We start from the raw sequence: 14,417 nt of genomic DNA, 5'->3' as shown, positions 1-14,417 counted from the left end.
CGACAGACCGAAAGACTTACGACCCTGAGAGGGATTGACGCATAGTGCTCGACGTCAACTTCTTCGACGAGCTGCGGATCGGCCTGGCCACCGCCGACGACATCCGTCAGTGGAGCCACGGCGAGGTCAAGAAGCCCGAGACCATCAACTACCGCACCCTCAAGCCGGAAAAGGACGGCCTCTTCTGCGAGAAGATCTTCGGCCCCACCCGGGACTGGGAGTGCTACTGCGGCAAGTACAAGCGCGTCCGCTTCAAGGGCATCATCTGTGAGCGCTGCGGCGTCGAGGTCACCCGCGCCAAGGTGCGCCGTGAGCGGATGGGCCACATCGAGCTGGCCGCGCCCGTGACCCACATCTGGTACTTCAAGGGCGTCCCGTCGCGCCTGGGCTACCTGCTCGACCTCGCCCCGAAGGACCTGGAGAAGGTCATCTACTTCGCGGCGTACATGATCACGTACGTCGACGAGGAGCGCCGGCAGCGCGACCTGCCCTCGCTGGAGGCCCAGGTCTCCGTCGAGCGCCAGCAGATCGAGCAGCGCCGCGACGCCGACCTCGAGGCCCGCGCCAAGAAGCTCGAGGCCGACCTGGCCGAGCTGGAGGCCGAGGGCGCCAAGGCCGACGTGCGCCGCAAGGTGCGCGAGAGCGCCGAGCGCGAGATGAAGCAGCTGCGCGACCGTGCCCAGCGCGAGATCGACCGCCTCGACGAGGTCTGGAACCGGTTCAAGAACCTCAAGGTCCAGGACCTCGAGGGTGACGAGCTGCTCTACCGCGAGCTGCGCGACCGCTTCGGCACCTACTTCGACGGCTCGATGGGCGCCGCCGCGCTGCAGAAGCGCCTGGAGTCCTTCGACCTGGAGGCCGAGGCCGAGAAGCTCCGCGAGATCATCCGCACCGGCAAGGGCCAGAAGAAGACCCGTGCCCTGAAGCGGCTGAAGGTCGTCTCCGCGTTCCTGACCACCAACAACAGCCCCAAGGGCATGGTCCTGGACTGCGTCCCGGTCATCCCGCCGGACCTGCGTCCGATGGTGCAGCTGGACGGTGGCCGCTTCGCGACGTCCGACCTGAACGACCTGTACCGCCGTGTCATCAACCGCAACAACCGCCTGAAGCGGCTTCTCGACCTCGGTGCGCCCGAGATCATCGTCAACAACGAGAAGCGCATGCTCCAGGAGGCCGTCGACGCGCTCTTCGACAACGGCCGCCGCGGCCGCCCGGTCACGGGCCCCGGCAACCGTCCGCTGAAGTCGCTGTCCGACATGCTCAAGGGCAAGCAGGGCCGCTTCCGCCAGAACCTGCTCGGCAAGCGTGTCGACTACTCGGCGCGTTCCGTGATCGTCGTCGGTCCGCAGCTGAAGCTGCACCAGTGCGGTCTGCCGAAGGCGATGGCGCTGGAGCTGTTCAAGCCGTTCGTGATGAAGCGCCTGGTCGACCTGAACCACGCGCAGAACATCAAGAGCGCCAAGCGCATGGTCGAGCGCGGCCGCACCGTCGTGTACGACGTCCTCGAAGAGGTCATCGCCGAGCACCCGGTGCTGCTGAACCGTGCGCCCACCCTGCACCGCCTGGGCATCCAGGCCTTCGAGCCGCAGCTGGTCGAGGGCAAGGCCATCCAGATCCACCCGCTCGTGTGCACCGCGTTCAACGCGGACTTCGACGGTGACCAGATGGCCGTGCACCTGCCGCTGTCCGCGGAGGCGCAGGCCGAGGCCCGCATCCTGATGCTGTCCTCGAACAACATCCTCAAGCCCGCCGACGGCCGGCCGGTGACGATGCCGACCCAGGACATGGTCCTCGGTCTGTACTTCCTCACCACCGACCACGAGGGCCGGGACGTCAAGGGCGAGGGCCGCTCCTTCGCGTCCGTGGCGGAGGCCATCATGGCCTTCGACGCGGGCGAGCTGTCCCTGCAGGCCCCGGTCGACATCCGCTTCCCGGTGGGCACCATCCCGCCGCGCGGCTGGACCCCGCCGGCCCGCGAGGAGGGCGAGCCGGAGTGGCAGCAGGGCGACCCCTTCCGCCTGCGCACCACCCTGGGCCGTGCGCTCTTCAACGAGCTGCTGCCCGAGGACTACCCGTTCGTCGACTTCGAGGTCGGCAAGAAGCAGCTCTCCGAGATCGTCAACGACCTCGCCGAGCGCTACCCGAAGGTCGTCGTGGCGGCCACGCTCGACAACCTGAAGGCGGCCGGCTTCTACTGGGCCACCCGCTCCGGCGTCACCGTCGCCATCTCCGACGTCATCGTCCCCGAGGCGAAGCCGGAGATCATCGCCAAGTGGGAGGCGGCGGACGAGAAGGTCCAGAAGCAGTACGAGCGCGGTCTGATCACCAAGGACGAGCGCAGCCAGGAGCTCATCGGCATCTGGACCAACGCGACCAACGAGGTCGCCGAGGCCATGGCGGGCAACTTCCCGAAGACCAACCCGATCTTCATGATGGTCAACTCGGGTGCCCGAGGAAACATGATGCAGATGCGCCAGATCGCCGGTATCCGTGGTCTGGTGTCGAACGCGAAGAACGAGACCATCCCGCGGCCGATCAAGTCGTCGCTGCGTGAGGGTCTGTCCGTGCTGGAGTACTTCATCGCCACGCACGGTGCCCGTAAGGGTCTCGCCGACACCGCTCTGCGGACCGCCGACTCCGGTTACCTCACCCGGCGTCTGGTGGACGTCTCCCAGGACGTCATCATCCGCGAGCTGGACTGCGGCACCGACCGCGGCCTGCGCCTGAGGATCGCGGAGCGGGACGCCAACGGCGTGCTGCGCAAGGCGGACAACGTCGAGACGTCCGTGTACGCGCGCTGCCTCGCCGAGGACATCGTGGTCGACGGCAAGGTGCTGGCCCCGGCCGGCACCGACCTGGGTGACGTGCTCATCGAGGAGCTGATCCTGCAGGGCGTCGAGGAGGTCAAGACCCGCTCGGTCCTGACCTGCGAGTCCTCGGTCGGCACCTGCGCGATGTGCTACGGCCGCTCGCTGGCCACCGGCAAGCTGGTCGACATCGGTGAGGCGGTCGGCATCATCGCCGCCCAGTCCATCGGTGAGCCCGGTACCCAGCTGACGATGCGTACCTTCCACACCGGTGGTGTGGCCGGTGACGACATCACCCAGGGTCTGCCGCGTGTCGTCGAGCTCTTCGAGGCCCGTACCCCGAAGGGTGTCGCCCCGATCTCCGAGGCGGCCGGCCGGGTCCGCATCGAGGAGACCGAGAAGACCAAGAAGATCGTCATCACGCCGGACGACGGCAGCGACGAGACCAGCTACCCGATCTCGAAGCGCGCCCGTCTCCTGGTCAACGAGGGCGACCACGTCGAGGTGGGCCAGAAGCTCACCGTGGGTGCCACCAACCCGCACGACGTGCTGCGCATCCTGGGTCAGCGGGCCGTCCAGGTCCACCTGGTCCAGGAGGTCCAGAAGGTCTACAACTCGCAGGGCGTGTCGATCCACGACAAGCACATCGAGATCATCATCCGGCAGATGCTGCGCCGCGTGACGATCATCGAGTCCGGCGACGCCGAGCTGCTGCCCGGCGAGCTGGTCGAGCGCTCGAAGTTCGAGCAGGAGAACCGTCGTGTGGTCCAGGAGGGCGGCCAGCCCGCCTCCGGCCGTCCGCAGCTGATGGGTATCACCAAGGCCTCGCTGGCCACGGAGTCCTGGCTGTCGGCCGCCTCCTTCCAGGAGACGACCCGAGTTCTGACGGACGCGGCGATCAACGCCAAGTCCGACAGCCTCATCGGCCTGAAGGAGAACGTCATCATCGGTAAGCTCATCCCGGCCGGTACGGGTCTGTCCCGCTACCGCAACATCCGGGTCGAGCCGACCGAGGAGGCCAAGGCCGCGATGTACTCGGCCGTCGGCTACGACGACATCGACTACTCGCCGTTCGGCACCGGCTCCGGCCAGGCCGTGCCGCTGGAGGACTACGACTACGGTCCGTACAACCAGTAAGCGAGCAGCAGCATGAAGGGCGGTCACCCTGGGGTGGCCGCCCTTCGGCGTGTTCGCGGGGAGGCGCCGAGGTTCAGGGGAGCGTGTCCGTCCCTGCGCCGCGTCCATCCCCGCGATCAACTCGCTTACAGCGAGCGGTAGTTGACTCTGGTGGAGCGCTGTCCGGTCCTGCTGCGATGTGCTGCCCGCCTCACGGTCGGTGCGGCGCCGCACCGGCCGCAGGTCTCGTCCGCCGCAGCGCTCGGGGGGTGCTGCGCGGGGCTCCCCCCGGGCGCCTCCCGCCGGCGCCCCGCAGACCTGCCGGCTCCACGGCTCCGGGAGGGTATGAACGGGGTGATGGCAGTCCCTGTTTCCCTGCCTGCCCGACCGGGCCCGGCCCCGTCGTGCAGGCGCTCTCGGGCGGCTGGACGGGCCTCGGGAGGTCCACCGTGCCCCGCCGCCGTGGACCGGCCGCCGGAGGGGGCTGGACGGTCCCGTGCGGAACGGCTTGCGACCGGCGGGCCGCGGCCGGGGCGGGGCAGGGCCCGAAGGGTCGGCCGTCGGCTGAGCAGCGCAGGAGCGGGGCAGGGGAGCCGGGGGAACGGCGCACGGTCAGGACCGTGCGCCGCCTCCTCGAGGACCGGCCGGAGCGCCGGCCGGCGGCTCGACCGCACACGAAGTGACGAAAGTCATGGATGAGTCGCGGGTGCAAAGGCAAGTCGACGCGGCCGGAACAAGCACGATTCAGTCATCCGTGGGACCCTGGACAAGTCGGGATGAATCGAGGGACGCTGAGTGGGCTATCCGGCCTGGAGGGGCAGACCCATTTGTTTTGACCACAGCGAATGAGGTAGGTACGCTCAGACCTTGTGCCTGGGGTGTGCCCTGGCTCCCGTGCGTGCCTGAAACCGCCGGAGAGCCTGTATTGGCCACCGCAATCTGCGCCTTCTTTCTGCCTAGCGGCGGGAGTTCAGCGGGATTCGACACACCCGACCGCGTGGGTCGGCGAAGTTCCAGGTTAGCTGTACCCATCGGCACACAGAAACCGGAGAAGTAGTGCCTACGATCCAGCAGCTGGTCCGGAAGGGCCGGCAGGACAAGGTCGAGAAGAACAAGACGCCCGCACTCGAGGGGTCCCCTCAGCGCCGGGGCGTCTGCACGCGTGTGTTCACGACCACCCCGAAGAAGCCGAACTCGGCCCTCCGCAAGGTCGCGCGTGTGCGTCTGACCAGCGGTATCGAGGTCACGGCCTACATTCCGGGTGAGGGACACAACCTGCAGGAGCACTCCATCGTGCTCGTGCGCGGCGGCCGTGTGAAGGACCTGCCGGGTGTTCGCTACAAGATCATCCGTGGCTCGCTCGACACCCAGGGTGTCAAGAACCGCAAGCAGGCTCGCAGCCGTTACGGCGCCAAGAAGGAGAAGTAAGAATGCCTCGTAAGGGCCCCGCCCCGAAGCGCCCGGTGATCGTCGACCCGGTCTACGGCTCTCCTCTGGTGACCAGCCTGATCAACAAGGTGCTGCTGAACGGCAAGCGCTCCACCGCCGAGCGCATCGTCTACGGCGCCATGGAGGGCCTGCGCGAGAAGACCGGCAACGACCCGGTCGTCACGCTCAAGCGCGCGCTGGAGAACATCAAGCCGACCCTCGAGGTCAAGTCCCGCCGTGTCGGTGGCGCCACCTACCAGGTGCCGGTCGAGGTCAAGCCCGGCCGTGCCAACACGCTGGCGCTGCGCTGGCTGGTCGGCTACGCCCGCGCTCGTCGTGAGAAGACCATGACCGAGCGTCTGCTCAACGAGCTCCTCGACGCGTCCAACGGCCTCGGTGCCGCTGTGAAGAAGCGCGAGGACACCCACAAGATGGCCGAGTCCAACAAGGCCTTCGCGCACTACCGCTGGTAGTCGCTTCCCCATCGAGAACCGAGAGAAGACTGAAGCCTTATGGCTACCACTTCACTTGACCTGGCCAGGGTGCGCAACATCGGCATCATGGCCCACATCGACGCGGGCAAGACGACCACCACCGAGCGGATCCTGTTCTACACCGGTCGTTCGTACAAGATCGGTGAGGTCCACGACGGCGCTGCCACCATGGACTGGATGGAGCAGGAGCAGGAGCGTGGCATCACGATCACCTCTGCTGCCACCACCTGTCACTGGGCGCTGGACAACGTCGACCACACCATCAACATCATCGACACGCCGGGTCACGTCGACTTCACCGTCGAGGTGGAGCGTTCCCTGCGCGTGCTCGACGGTGCCGTGACGGTGTTCGACGGCGTCGCCGGCGTCGAGCCCCAGTCCGAGACGGTGTGGCGTCAGGCGGACCGCTACGGCGTGCCGCGTATCTGCTTCGTCAACAAGCTGGACCGCACCGGTGCCGAGTTCCACCGCTGCGTCGACATGATCAAGGACCGTCTGGGCGCGCAGCCGCTGGTCATGCAGCTGCCGATCGGCGCCGAGGCGGACTTCAGGGGCGTTGTCGACCTGGTCCGCATGAAGGCCCTGGTCTGGTCCGCCGAGGCGGCCAAGGGCGAGATGTACGACGTCGTCGACATCCCGGACACGCACGCCGAGGCCGCCGAGGAGTGGCGCGGCAAGCTCGTCGAGGCCGTCGCCGAGAACGACGAGGAGATGATGGAGCTGTACCTCGAGGGCCAGGAGCCCACCGAGGAGCAGCTGTACGCGGCCATCCGCCGCATCACCATCGCCTCCGGCAAGGGCGAGGGCACCACGGTGACCCCCGTCTTCTGCGGCACCGCGTTCAAGAACAAGGGTGTGCAGCCGCTGCTCGACGCGGTCGTGCGCTACCTGCCGTCCCCGGTCGACATCGAGGCCATCGAGGGCCACGCTGTCAACGACCCGGAGGAGGTCATCAAGCGCAAGCCGTCCGAGGACGAGCCGCTCGCCGCCCTGGCGTTCAAGATCATGAGCGACCCGCACCTGGGCAAGCTCACCTTCGTCCGCGTGTACTCCGGCCGCCTGGAGTCCGGCACCGCCGTGCTGAACTCCGTCAAGGGCAAGAAGGAGCGCATCGGCAAGATCTACCGCATGCACGCCAACAAGCGTGAGGAGATCGACTCGGTGGGCGCCGGCGACATCGTCGCGGTCATGGGTCTGAAGCAGACCACGACCGGTGAGACGCTGTGCGACGAGAAGAACCCGGTGATCCTGGAGTCCATGGACTTCCCGGCGCCGGTGATCGAGGTCGCCATCGAGCCGAAGTCGAAGGGCGACCAGGAGAAGCTGAGCGTCGCCATCCAGCGGCTCGCGGAGGAGGACCCCTCCTTCCAGGTGCACACCAGCGAGGAGACCGGCCAGACCGTCATCGGCGGTATGGGCGAGCTGCACCTCGAGGTGCTCGTCGACCGCATGAAGCGCGAGTTCAAGGTCGAGGCCAACGTCGGCAAGCCGCAGGTCGCGTACCGCGAGACCATCCGCAAGGCGGTCGAGAAGGTCGAGTACACCCACAAGAAGCAGACCGGTGGTACCGGTCAGTTCGGTAGGGTCATCCTCTCGATCGAGCCGATCGAGGGCGGCGACACGGCCTACGAGTTCGTCAACCAGGTCACCGGTGGCCGCATCCCGAAGGAGTACATCCCCTCGGTGGACGCCGGTTGCCAGGAGGCCATGCAGTTCGGCGTTCTCGCCGGCTACGAGATGACCGGTGTCCGCGTGACGCTGCTCGACGGTGCCTACCACGAGGTGGACTCCTCCGAGCTGGCGTTCAAGATCGCCGGTTCGCAGGCCTTCAAGGAGGCCGCGCGCAAGGCCAGCCCGGTTCTCCTCGAGCCGATGATGGCCGTCGAGGTCACCACGCCCGAGGAGTACATGGGCGACGTCATCGGCGACATCAACTCCCGCCGTGGCCAGATCCAGGCCATGGAGGAGCGGGCGGGTGCCCGCGTCGTGAAGGGCCTCGTGCCTCTCTCGGAGATGTTCGGCTACGTCGGAGACCTCCGCAGCAAGACGTCGGGTCGCGCGAGCTACTCGATGCAGTTCGACTCCTACGCCGAGGTTCCGCGGAACGTCGCCGAGGAGATCATCGCGAAGGCCAAGGGCGAGTAACCCACCCGGTCTCCAGCCCTTAGGCTTGACTCCGGAGCCTCGTGGGGCATTCCGGCCCGAACCGTGAGGAAGCGGCCGGAATGCCCCCCGACTCCGGGCCATCCAGCAAAGATCACCTGGCGCCGATGAAGTAAGGCGTACAGAACCACTCCACAGGAGGACCCCAGTGGCGAAGGCGAAGTTCGAGCGGACTAAGCCGCACGTCAACATCGGCACCATCGGTCACATCGACCACGGTAAGACGACCCTCACGGCCGCCATTACCAAGGTGCTGCACGACGCGTACCCGGAGCTGAACGAGGCCACCCCGTTCGACAACATCGACAAGGCTCCTGAGGAGCGCCAGCGCGGTATCACCATCTCCATCGCGCACGTCGAGTACCAGACCGAGGCGCGTCACTACGCCCACGTCGACTGCCCGGGTCACGCGGACTACATCAAGAACATGATCACCGGTGCCGCCCAGATGGACGGCGCGATCCTGGTGGTCGCCGCCACCGACGGCCCGATGCCGCAGACCAAGGAGCACGTGCTCCTGGCCCGCCAGGTCGGCGTTCCGTACATCGTCGTCGCCCTGAACAAGGCCGACATGGTGGACGACGAGGAGATCATGGAGCTCGTCGAGCTCGAGGTCCGTGAGCTGCTCACCGAGTACGAGTTCCCGGGCGACGACGTCCCGGTCGTCAAGGTCTCGGCCCTGAAGGCGCTCGAGGGCGACCCGAAGTGGACCCAGTCCGTCCTGGACCTGATGAACGCCGTCGACACCGCCATCCCGGAGCCGGAGCGCGACGTCGACAAGCCGTTCCTGATGCCGATCGAGGACGTCTTCACCATCACCGGTCGCGGTACGGTCGTCACCGGCCGTATCGAGCGCGGTGTCCTCAAGGTGAACGAGGAAGTCGAGATCATCGGCATCAAGCCGGAGAAGACCAAGACCACGGTCACCGGCATCGAGATGTTCCGCAAGCTGCTCGACGAGGGCCAGGCCGGTGAGAACGTCGGTCTGCTGCTCCGTGGTGTCAAGCGCGAGGACGTCGAGCGCGGCCAGGTCATCATCAAGCCGGGCTCGGTCACCCCGCACACCGAGTTCGAGGCGCAGGCCTACATCCTCTCCAAGGACGAGGGTGGCCGCCACACGCCGTTCTTCAACAACTACCGCCCGCAGTTCTACTTCCGTACGACGGACGTGACCGGTGTGGTGAGCCTCCCCGAGGGCACCGAGATGGTCATGCCGGGTGACAACACCGAGATGAAGGTGGAGCTCATCCAGCCCGTCGCCATGGAGGAGGGCCTGAAGTTCGCCATCCGTGAGGGTGGCCGGACCGTCGGCGCCGGCCAGGTCACCAAGATCATCAAGTAATCCTTGACGGTCTGAAACCCGGTCGCTCCTGCGAGCACCTGTCAGGGCCCGTACGACCCCGGTCGTACGGGCCCTTTCACATGCCTGCGGGCACGGCGGCGTCTTACGGCGGCGTCTCGAAACTATTCGACTCCTCCGACCCCTGGTCCCCGTGCGTCACTGCCCTCACTATTTGTCATGCCGCTGACCAAATTCGGGTGAGAGGGGTCTGCCATGCCTGCGCACGTCAGCCGCAGAGCCGTCCTGGGAGCCGGTCTGGCCGCGGTGCCGACGATGTCGTCCCTGGCCGCGGGAGGAACCGCGTGGGCGGCGGGGGAGGAGACCGGCCGGGAGCAGGCCGGCGGGCTGCGGGTGACGGACTGGGGGGCGTACGTCTCCTTCGCCGCCCACCGCCCGCACCCCGGCGCCTTTCCGCTGGTCGGCGCCCCGGTCCTGGTGAGCGACGACGACCATCCCGGGGTCGTCCGGGCCGCCGAGGACCTGCGCGCCGACATCGCCCGGGTCACCGGGGTACGGCCCGGCAGGACGATCGCCCGCCGCGCCGTCCTCGTCGGGACCATCGGCCGCAGCCCGCTGGTCGACGCCCTGGTCCGCTCCGGGAAGCTGGATGTCAGCGGCGTGCGCGGCAGCTGGGAGACCTCGCTGCAGACCGTCGTGGACCACCCGATGCCCGGCGTCGAACAGGCCCTGGTCATCGCGGGCAGCGACCCGCGCGGCACCATCTTCGGGGCCTACGACGTCTCGTACGGCATCGGCGTCTCCCCCTGGTACTGGTGGGACGACGTGCCGCCCGTCCACCGCGACCGCATCTGGATCCTGCCGGGCCGCCACACCCAGGGCACCCCCGCGGTGAAGTACCGGGGCATCTTCATCAACGACGAGAACCCGGCGCTCGGCACCTGGGCACCCGCCTACTTCGGCCCCGGCAAGGCCGAGGGCTACCCCGGCGGCTTCACCGCCGACTTCTACGCCAAGGTCTTCGAGCTGCTGCTGCGCCTGAAGGCCAACTACCTCTGGCCGGCCGTGTGGGGCCGGGCCTTCGCCGAGGACGACCCCGACAACCACCGGCGCGCCTCCGAGTACGGCATCGTCATGGGCACCTCCCACGAGGCGCCGATGATGCGCGGCATCGAGGAGTGGAACCGGCACGCGACGCCCGCCGTGCGCGACTCCTCCGGTGCCATCGTCACCCCCGGCCACGACCCCTACGGCGGCACCGGCGAGTGGTCCTACGTCCGCAACGCCGCGGCCATCGAGAAGTACTGGCGCGACGGCATGCAGCGCATGGTCGACCAGGGCTTCGAGGGGGTGGTCACCCTCGGCATGCGCGGCAACGGCGACACCAGCCTGCCCGACGGCGACGGCATCGAGCTGATGCAGGAGATCATCGCGGCGCAGCGCCGGATCATCGAGGAGGTCACCGGCAAGCCCGCCGACCGCACCCCGCAGGTGTGGACCCTGTACAAGGAGGTCCAGCGCTACTGGGACCGCGGCCTGCGCGTCCCCGACGACGTCACCGTGGTGCTCACCGACGACAACTGGGGCAACATCCGCAAGCACCCCGACCCCGCCGAGCCGGCCCGCCGCGGCGGCTACGGCCTGTACTACCACTTCGACTACGTCGGCGTCGGCCGCAACTACAAGTGGGTCGACACCGCCAACCTCACCAACGTCTGGGACCAGCTGCACCAGGCCCACGCCTACGGCAACCACGGCCTGTGGGTGGCCAACGTCGGCGACCTGAAGGGCAACGAACTGCCCACCGAGTTCTTCCTCACCTACGCCTGGGACCCCGACCGCTGGCCGCAGGACCGGCTCACCGAGTGGGAACGGCGCTACGCCCGGCAGAACTTCGGCGACACGGCCGCCGAGGACATCGCCGGGATCCTGTCCGCCTACGGCCGGCTCCAGGCCCGCCGCAAACCGGAGCTGCTCAACCGCCGCATCACCCTGCGCGACGGCGAGGTCGTCTACGACGACCAGCAGACGCCGTACTACTTCGCCCACCGTGAGCTGGAACGGGTGACCGAGGAGTGGCAGGACCTGAAGAAGAAGGCGGACCGGGTGGCGCGGCGGCTGCCCGGCCGGCTCCAGGACGCCTGGTTCGAGCTGGTCGGCTACGAGGTGGAGGCCACCGCCAACCTGTACGCGCTGCGCCAGGCGGAGTTCACCAATCTCCTCTACGCCCGCCAGGGCCGGGCCGCCACCAACGACCTCGCCCAGCAGGCCGAGGACGGGCTGCAGCGGGACTTCGCCCTCGCCGGCCGCTTCAACGAGCAGGTGGCCGGCGGCAAATGGAAGGGCTTCCAGACCCAGCCGCACATCGACTACGGCGACGTGGACCGCTACGGCCCCGACGCCGGCTGGCAGCAGCCGGAGAAGGACAGCGTGGCCCTGCCGGACGTGCTGTTCCCGGCGGTGCGGCGGATCGAGGTGCCCGAGGCGGCCGCGCTCGGCGTGTCCGTGGACGGCGCGGAGGACGCGGGCCTGTGGTGGCCGGGCGGAGCCGGCGGCAGGCGGGCCGAGCTGCCCGAGTTCAGCCCGTACCAGACTTGCCCGCAGCAGTACGTGGAGCTCTTCAACCGGGGCCGGACCCCCTTCGACTACCGGGTGGAGACCTCCGCGCCCTGGCTGTCGGTGGACCGGCCCCGCGGCCGGGTGCGGCAGCAGGTGCGCCTGGAGGTCCGCGCCGACTTCGACCGCGTCCCGCACGACGGCGCACGGGCCACCCTGACCGTCACCGGCGCCGGCGAGTCGGTGACCGTGACCTGCACGGCCCGCACCCCCTCCCGACGGGGCCTGAAGGGCTTCGTCGAGGCGGGCGGCTATGTCGCCGTCGACGCCGAGCACCACGACCGCGCGGTGGGCACCTGGCGCCGCCTGGACGGCATCGGCCGGACGACCTCGGGCATGACCCTGTGGCCGGTGACGGCACCGACCCAGGTCCCGGGGCGGAAGATGGCGCCCCGCCTGGAGTACGAGGTGACGCTGCTGACCGTGGCACCGGGCGACGAGGTCACCGTCTGGGCGGAGCTGTCCCCGCGCAACCCGGTCCTGCCGACCGGCGGTGCCCTGCGCTACGCGGTCTCGTTCGACGACGCGCCGCCGCAGACCGTCGACATCATCGCCGCCACCGGCTCCGACGACGGGGCCATGAACATCCAGTGGGCGCGCAACACCTCCGACAACGTCAACCGCACGGCGACCCGGCACCGGCTGACCGGCCCGGGCACCCACCGCCTGGTCTTCTGGGCGGTGGACCCCACGGTGGTGGTGCAGCGCCTGCTGATCGACACGGGCGGGCTGCCGGAGACGTACCTGGGGCCCGCGGAGAGCCGGCGGATCCGCTGACGGCGCGGCCGGGCGGCGGAGGGGGCCGCCCGGCCGGCGCGCCGCGGGCGGACGGGCCGGGCTCTCGGGCGGGGGAGGGGACGGCGCGGCCAGCGCGGAGCGGACGCCGGGCCGGTCCCGGGCCCAGGGGAAGCGACGTCTGTGCCCTGGGAGAGCTGCGTCTCCATGACGGAGGCCACGGAACACCCGGTGTGGGCTCGGCGTTTGCACGCGGGTAACACTAGGACGTCCCCGCGCGCGGCAACGGCGCCGAGCGCCGACACCCCACCGTGCCAGAAAGGGGCCATGTGACGACGCGAACCGAGATCCAGGCCCGGCTCGACGCCCTCCGTGACGAGATCGAGCGCCGCAATCCCGCTCAGCCGGAGTTCCACCAAGCCGTGCGCGAGGTGCTGGACACGCTCGCCCCGGTGCTGGCCGCGCGCCCGGAGTACGCCGACCCCGGGCTCGTCGAGCGGCTGGTGGAGCCGGAACGGCAGATCATCTTCCGGGTGCCGTGGCAGGACGACCAGGGACGGGTCCACGTCAACCGCGGCTTCCGGGTCGAGTTCAACAGCGCGCTCGGCCCGTACAAGGGCGGCCTGCGCTTCCACCCCTCCGTCGACCTGGGGATCATCAAGTTCCTCGGCTTCGAGCAGATCTTCAAAAACGCCCTGACCGGCCTGGGCATCGGCGGCGGCAAGGGCGGCAGCGACTTCGACCCGCACGGCCGCAGCGACGCGGAGGTCATGCGGTTCTGCCAGTCGTTCATGACCGAGCTGCACCGGCACCTCGGCGAGCACACCGACGTGCCGGCCGGTGACATCGGCGTCGGCGGACGGGAGATCGGCTACCTGTTCGGGCAGTACCGGCGGATCACCAACCGCTGGGAGGCCGGCGTGCTCACCGGCAAGGGGACCGGCTGGGGCGGCTCGGCCGTCCGTCCCGAGGCCACCGGTTACGGCAACGTCCTGTTCGCCGCGGCCATGCTGCGCGAGCGCGGCGAGGACCTGGAGGGGCAGACGGTGGCCGTCTCCGGCTCCGGGAACGTGGCGATCTACACGATGGAGAAGCTGCTCGCCCTCGGCGCCAACCCGCTGACCTGCTCGGACTCCAGCGGCTATGTCGTCGACGACAAGGGCATCGACGTCGAGCTGCTCAAGCAGGTCAAGGAGGTCGAGCGCGGCCGGGTGTCCGACTACGCCGAACGCCGCGGCGCCTCCGCGACGTTCGTGCCCGGCGGCCGGGTCTGGGAGGTGCCCGCCGATGTCGCCCTGCCCTCGGCCACCCAGAACGAGCTGGGCGAGCAGGACGCCGCCACGCTGGTGCGCAACGGCGTGAAGGTGGTCTCCGAGGGCGCCAATATGCCGACCACGCCCGGTGCCGTGCGCCTGCTGCGGCAGGCAGGGGTCGCCTTCGGCCCCGGCAAGGCGGCCAACGCCGGCGGTGTCGCGGTCAGCGCCCTGGAGATGGCGCAGAACCACTCCCGCACGGCGTGGCCGCGCCAGAAGGTCGAGGAGGAGCTGGCGCGCATCATGAGCGACATCCACCGCACCTGCCAGGAGACCGCCGAGCGCTACGGCGTCCCCGGCGACTTGGTGACCGGCGCGAACATCGCCGGCTTCGAGCGGGTGGCCGACGCGATGATCGCCCAGGGCGTCATCTGACGGCCCGCCTCGTCGTCTTGCGCGACGGCCGCGCCCCGCTCCGCAGCAGCACGAAGCGGGGCGCGGCCGT

7 protein-coding genes are annotated in these 14,417 nt (G+C 69.0%); all 7 read left to right on the top strand.

Annotated elements, in window-relative coordinates; genetic code table 11:
- Positions 1-44 precede the first annotated feature (44 nt).
- The 7 genes from OG899_RS10605 to gdhA all read left to right on the top strand — a co-directional run bounded on the left by OG899_RS10605 (position 45) and on the right by gdhA (position 14,347).
- On the top strand, positions 45-3,944 hold the full coding sequence (locus OG899_RS10605; protein WP_125496527.1) for a DNA-directed RNA polymerase subunit beta': 3,900 nt from the start codon (positions 45-47) through the stop codon (positions 3,942-3,944).
- 1,035 nt (positions 3,945-4,979) lie between these two features.
- On the top strand, positions 4,980-5,351 hold the full coding sequence (gene rpsL, locus OG899_RS10600) for a 30S ribosomal protein S12 (protein WP_003948652.1): 372 nt from the start codon (positions 4,980-4,982) through the stop codon (positions 5,349-5,351).
- A gap of 2 nt (positions 5,352-5,353) precedes the next feature.
- Positions 5,354-5,824, top strand: coding sequence for a 30S ribosomal protein S7 (rpsG, locus tag OG899_RS10595; RefSeq protein WP_125496526.1), 471 nt, complete (start codon positions 5,354-5,356; stop codon positions 5,822-5,824).
- Between the two features lie 39 nt (positions 5,825-5,863).
- Positions 5,864-7,990, top strand: coding sequence for an elongation factor G (gene fusA / locus OG899_RS10590; protein ID WP_189428142.1), 2,127 nt, complete (start codon positions 5,864-5,866; stop codon positions 7,988-7,990).
- A gap of 166 nt (positions 7,991-8,156) precedes the next feature.
- Positions 8,157-9,350: an elongation factor Tu gene (gene tuf, locus OG899_RS10585; RefSeq protein WP_125496524.1), complete on the top strand. Its 1,194-nt coding sequence runs from the start codon at positions 8,157-8,159 to the stop codon at positions 9,348-9,350.
- A gap of 213 nt (positions 9,351-9,563) precedes the next feature.
- On the top strand, positions 9,564-12,701 hold the full coding sequence (locus OG899_RS10580) for a glycosyl hydrolase 115 family protein (RefSeq protein WP_168131550.1): 3,138 nt from the start codon (positions 9,564-9,566) through the stop codon (positions 12,699-12,701).
- A gap of 287 nt (positions 12,702-12,988) precedes the next feature.
- Positions 12,989-14,347, top strand: coding sequence for an NADP-specific glutamate dehydrogenase (gdhA, locus tag OG899_RS10575; RefSeq protein ID WP_168131551.1), 1,359 nt, complete (start codon positions 12,989-12,991; stop codon positions 14,345-14,347).
- The last annotated feature ends 70 nt before the right edge of the window (positions 14,348-14,417 follow it).

The organism is Streptomyces thermoviolaceus (genome assembly GCF_045209695.1).
In the GTDB taxonomy this organism is placed as follows: Bacteria; Actinomycetota; Actinomycetes; order Streptomycetales; family Streptomycetaceae; genus Streptomyces; species Streptomyces thermoviolaceus.
Note: the sequence above shows the minus strand (reverse complement) of the source record. Positions and strands in the feature narration are given on the sequence as shown.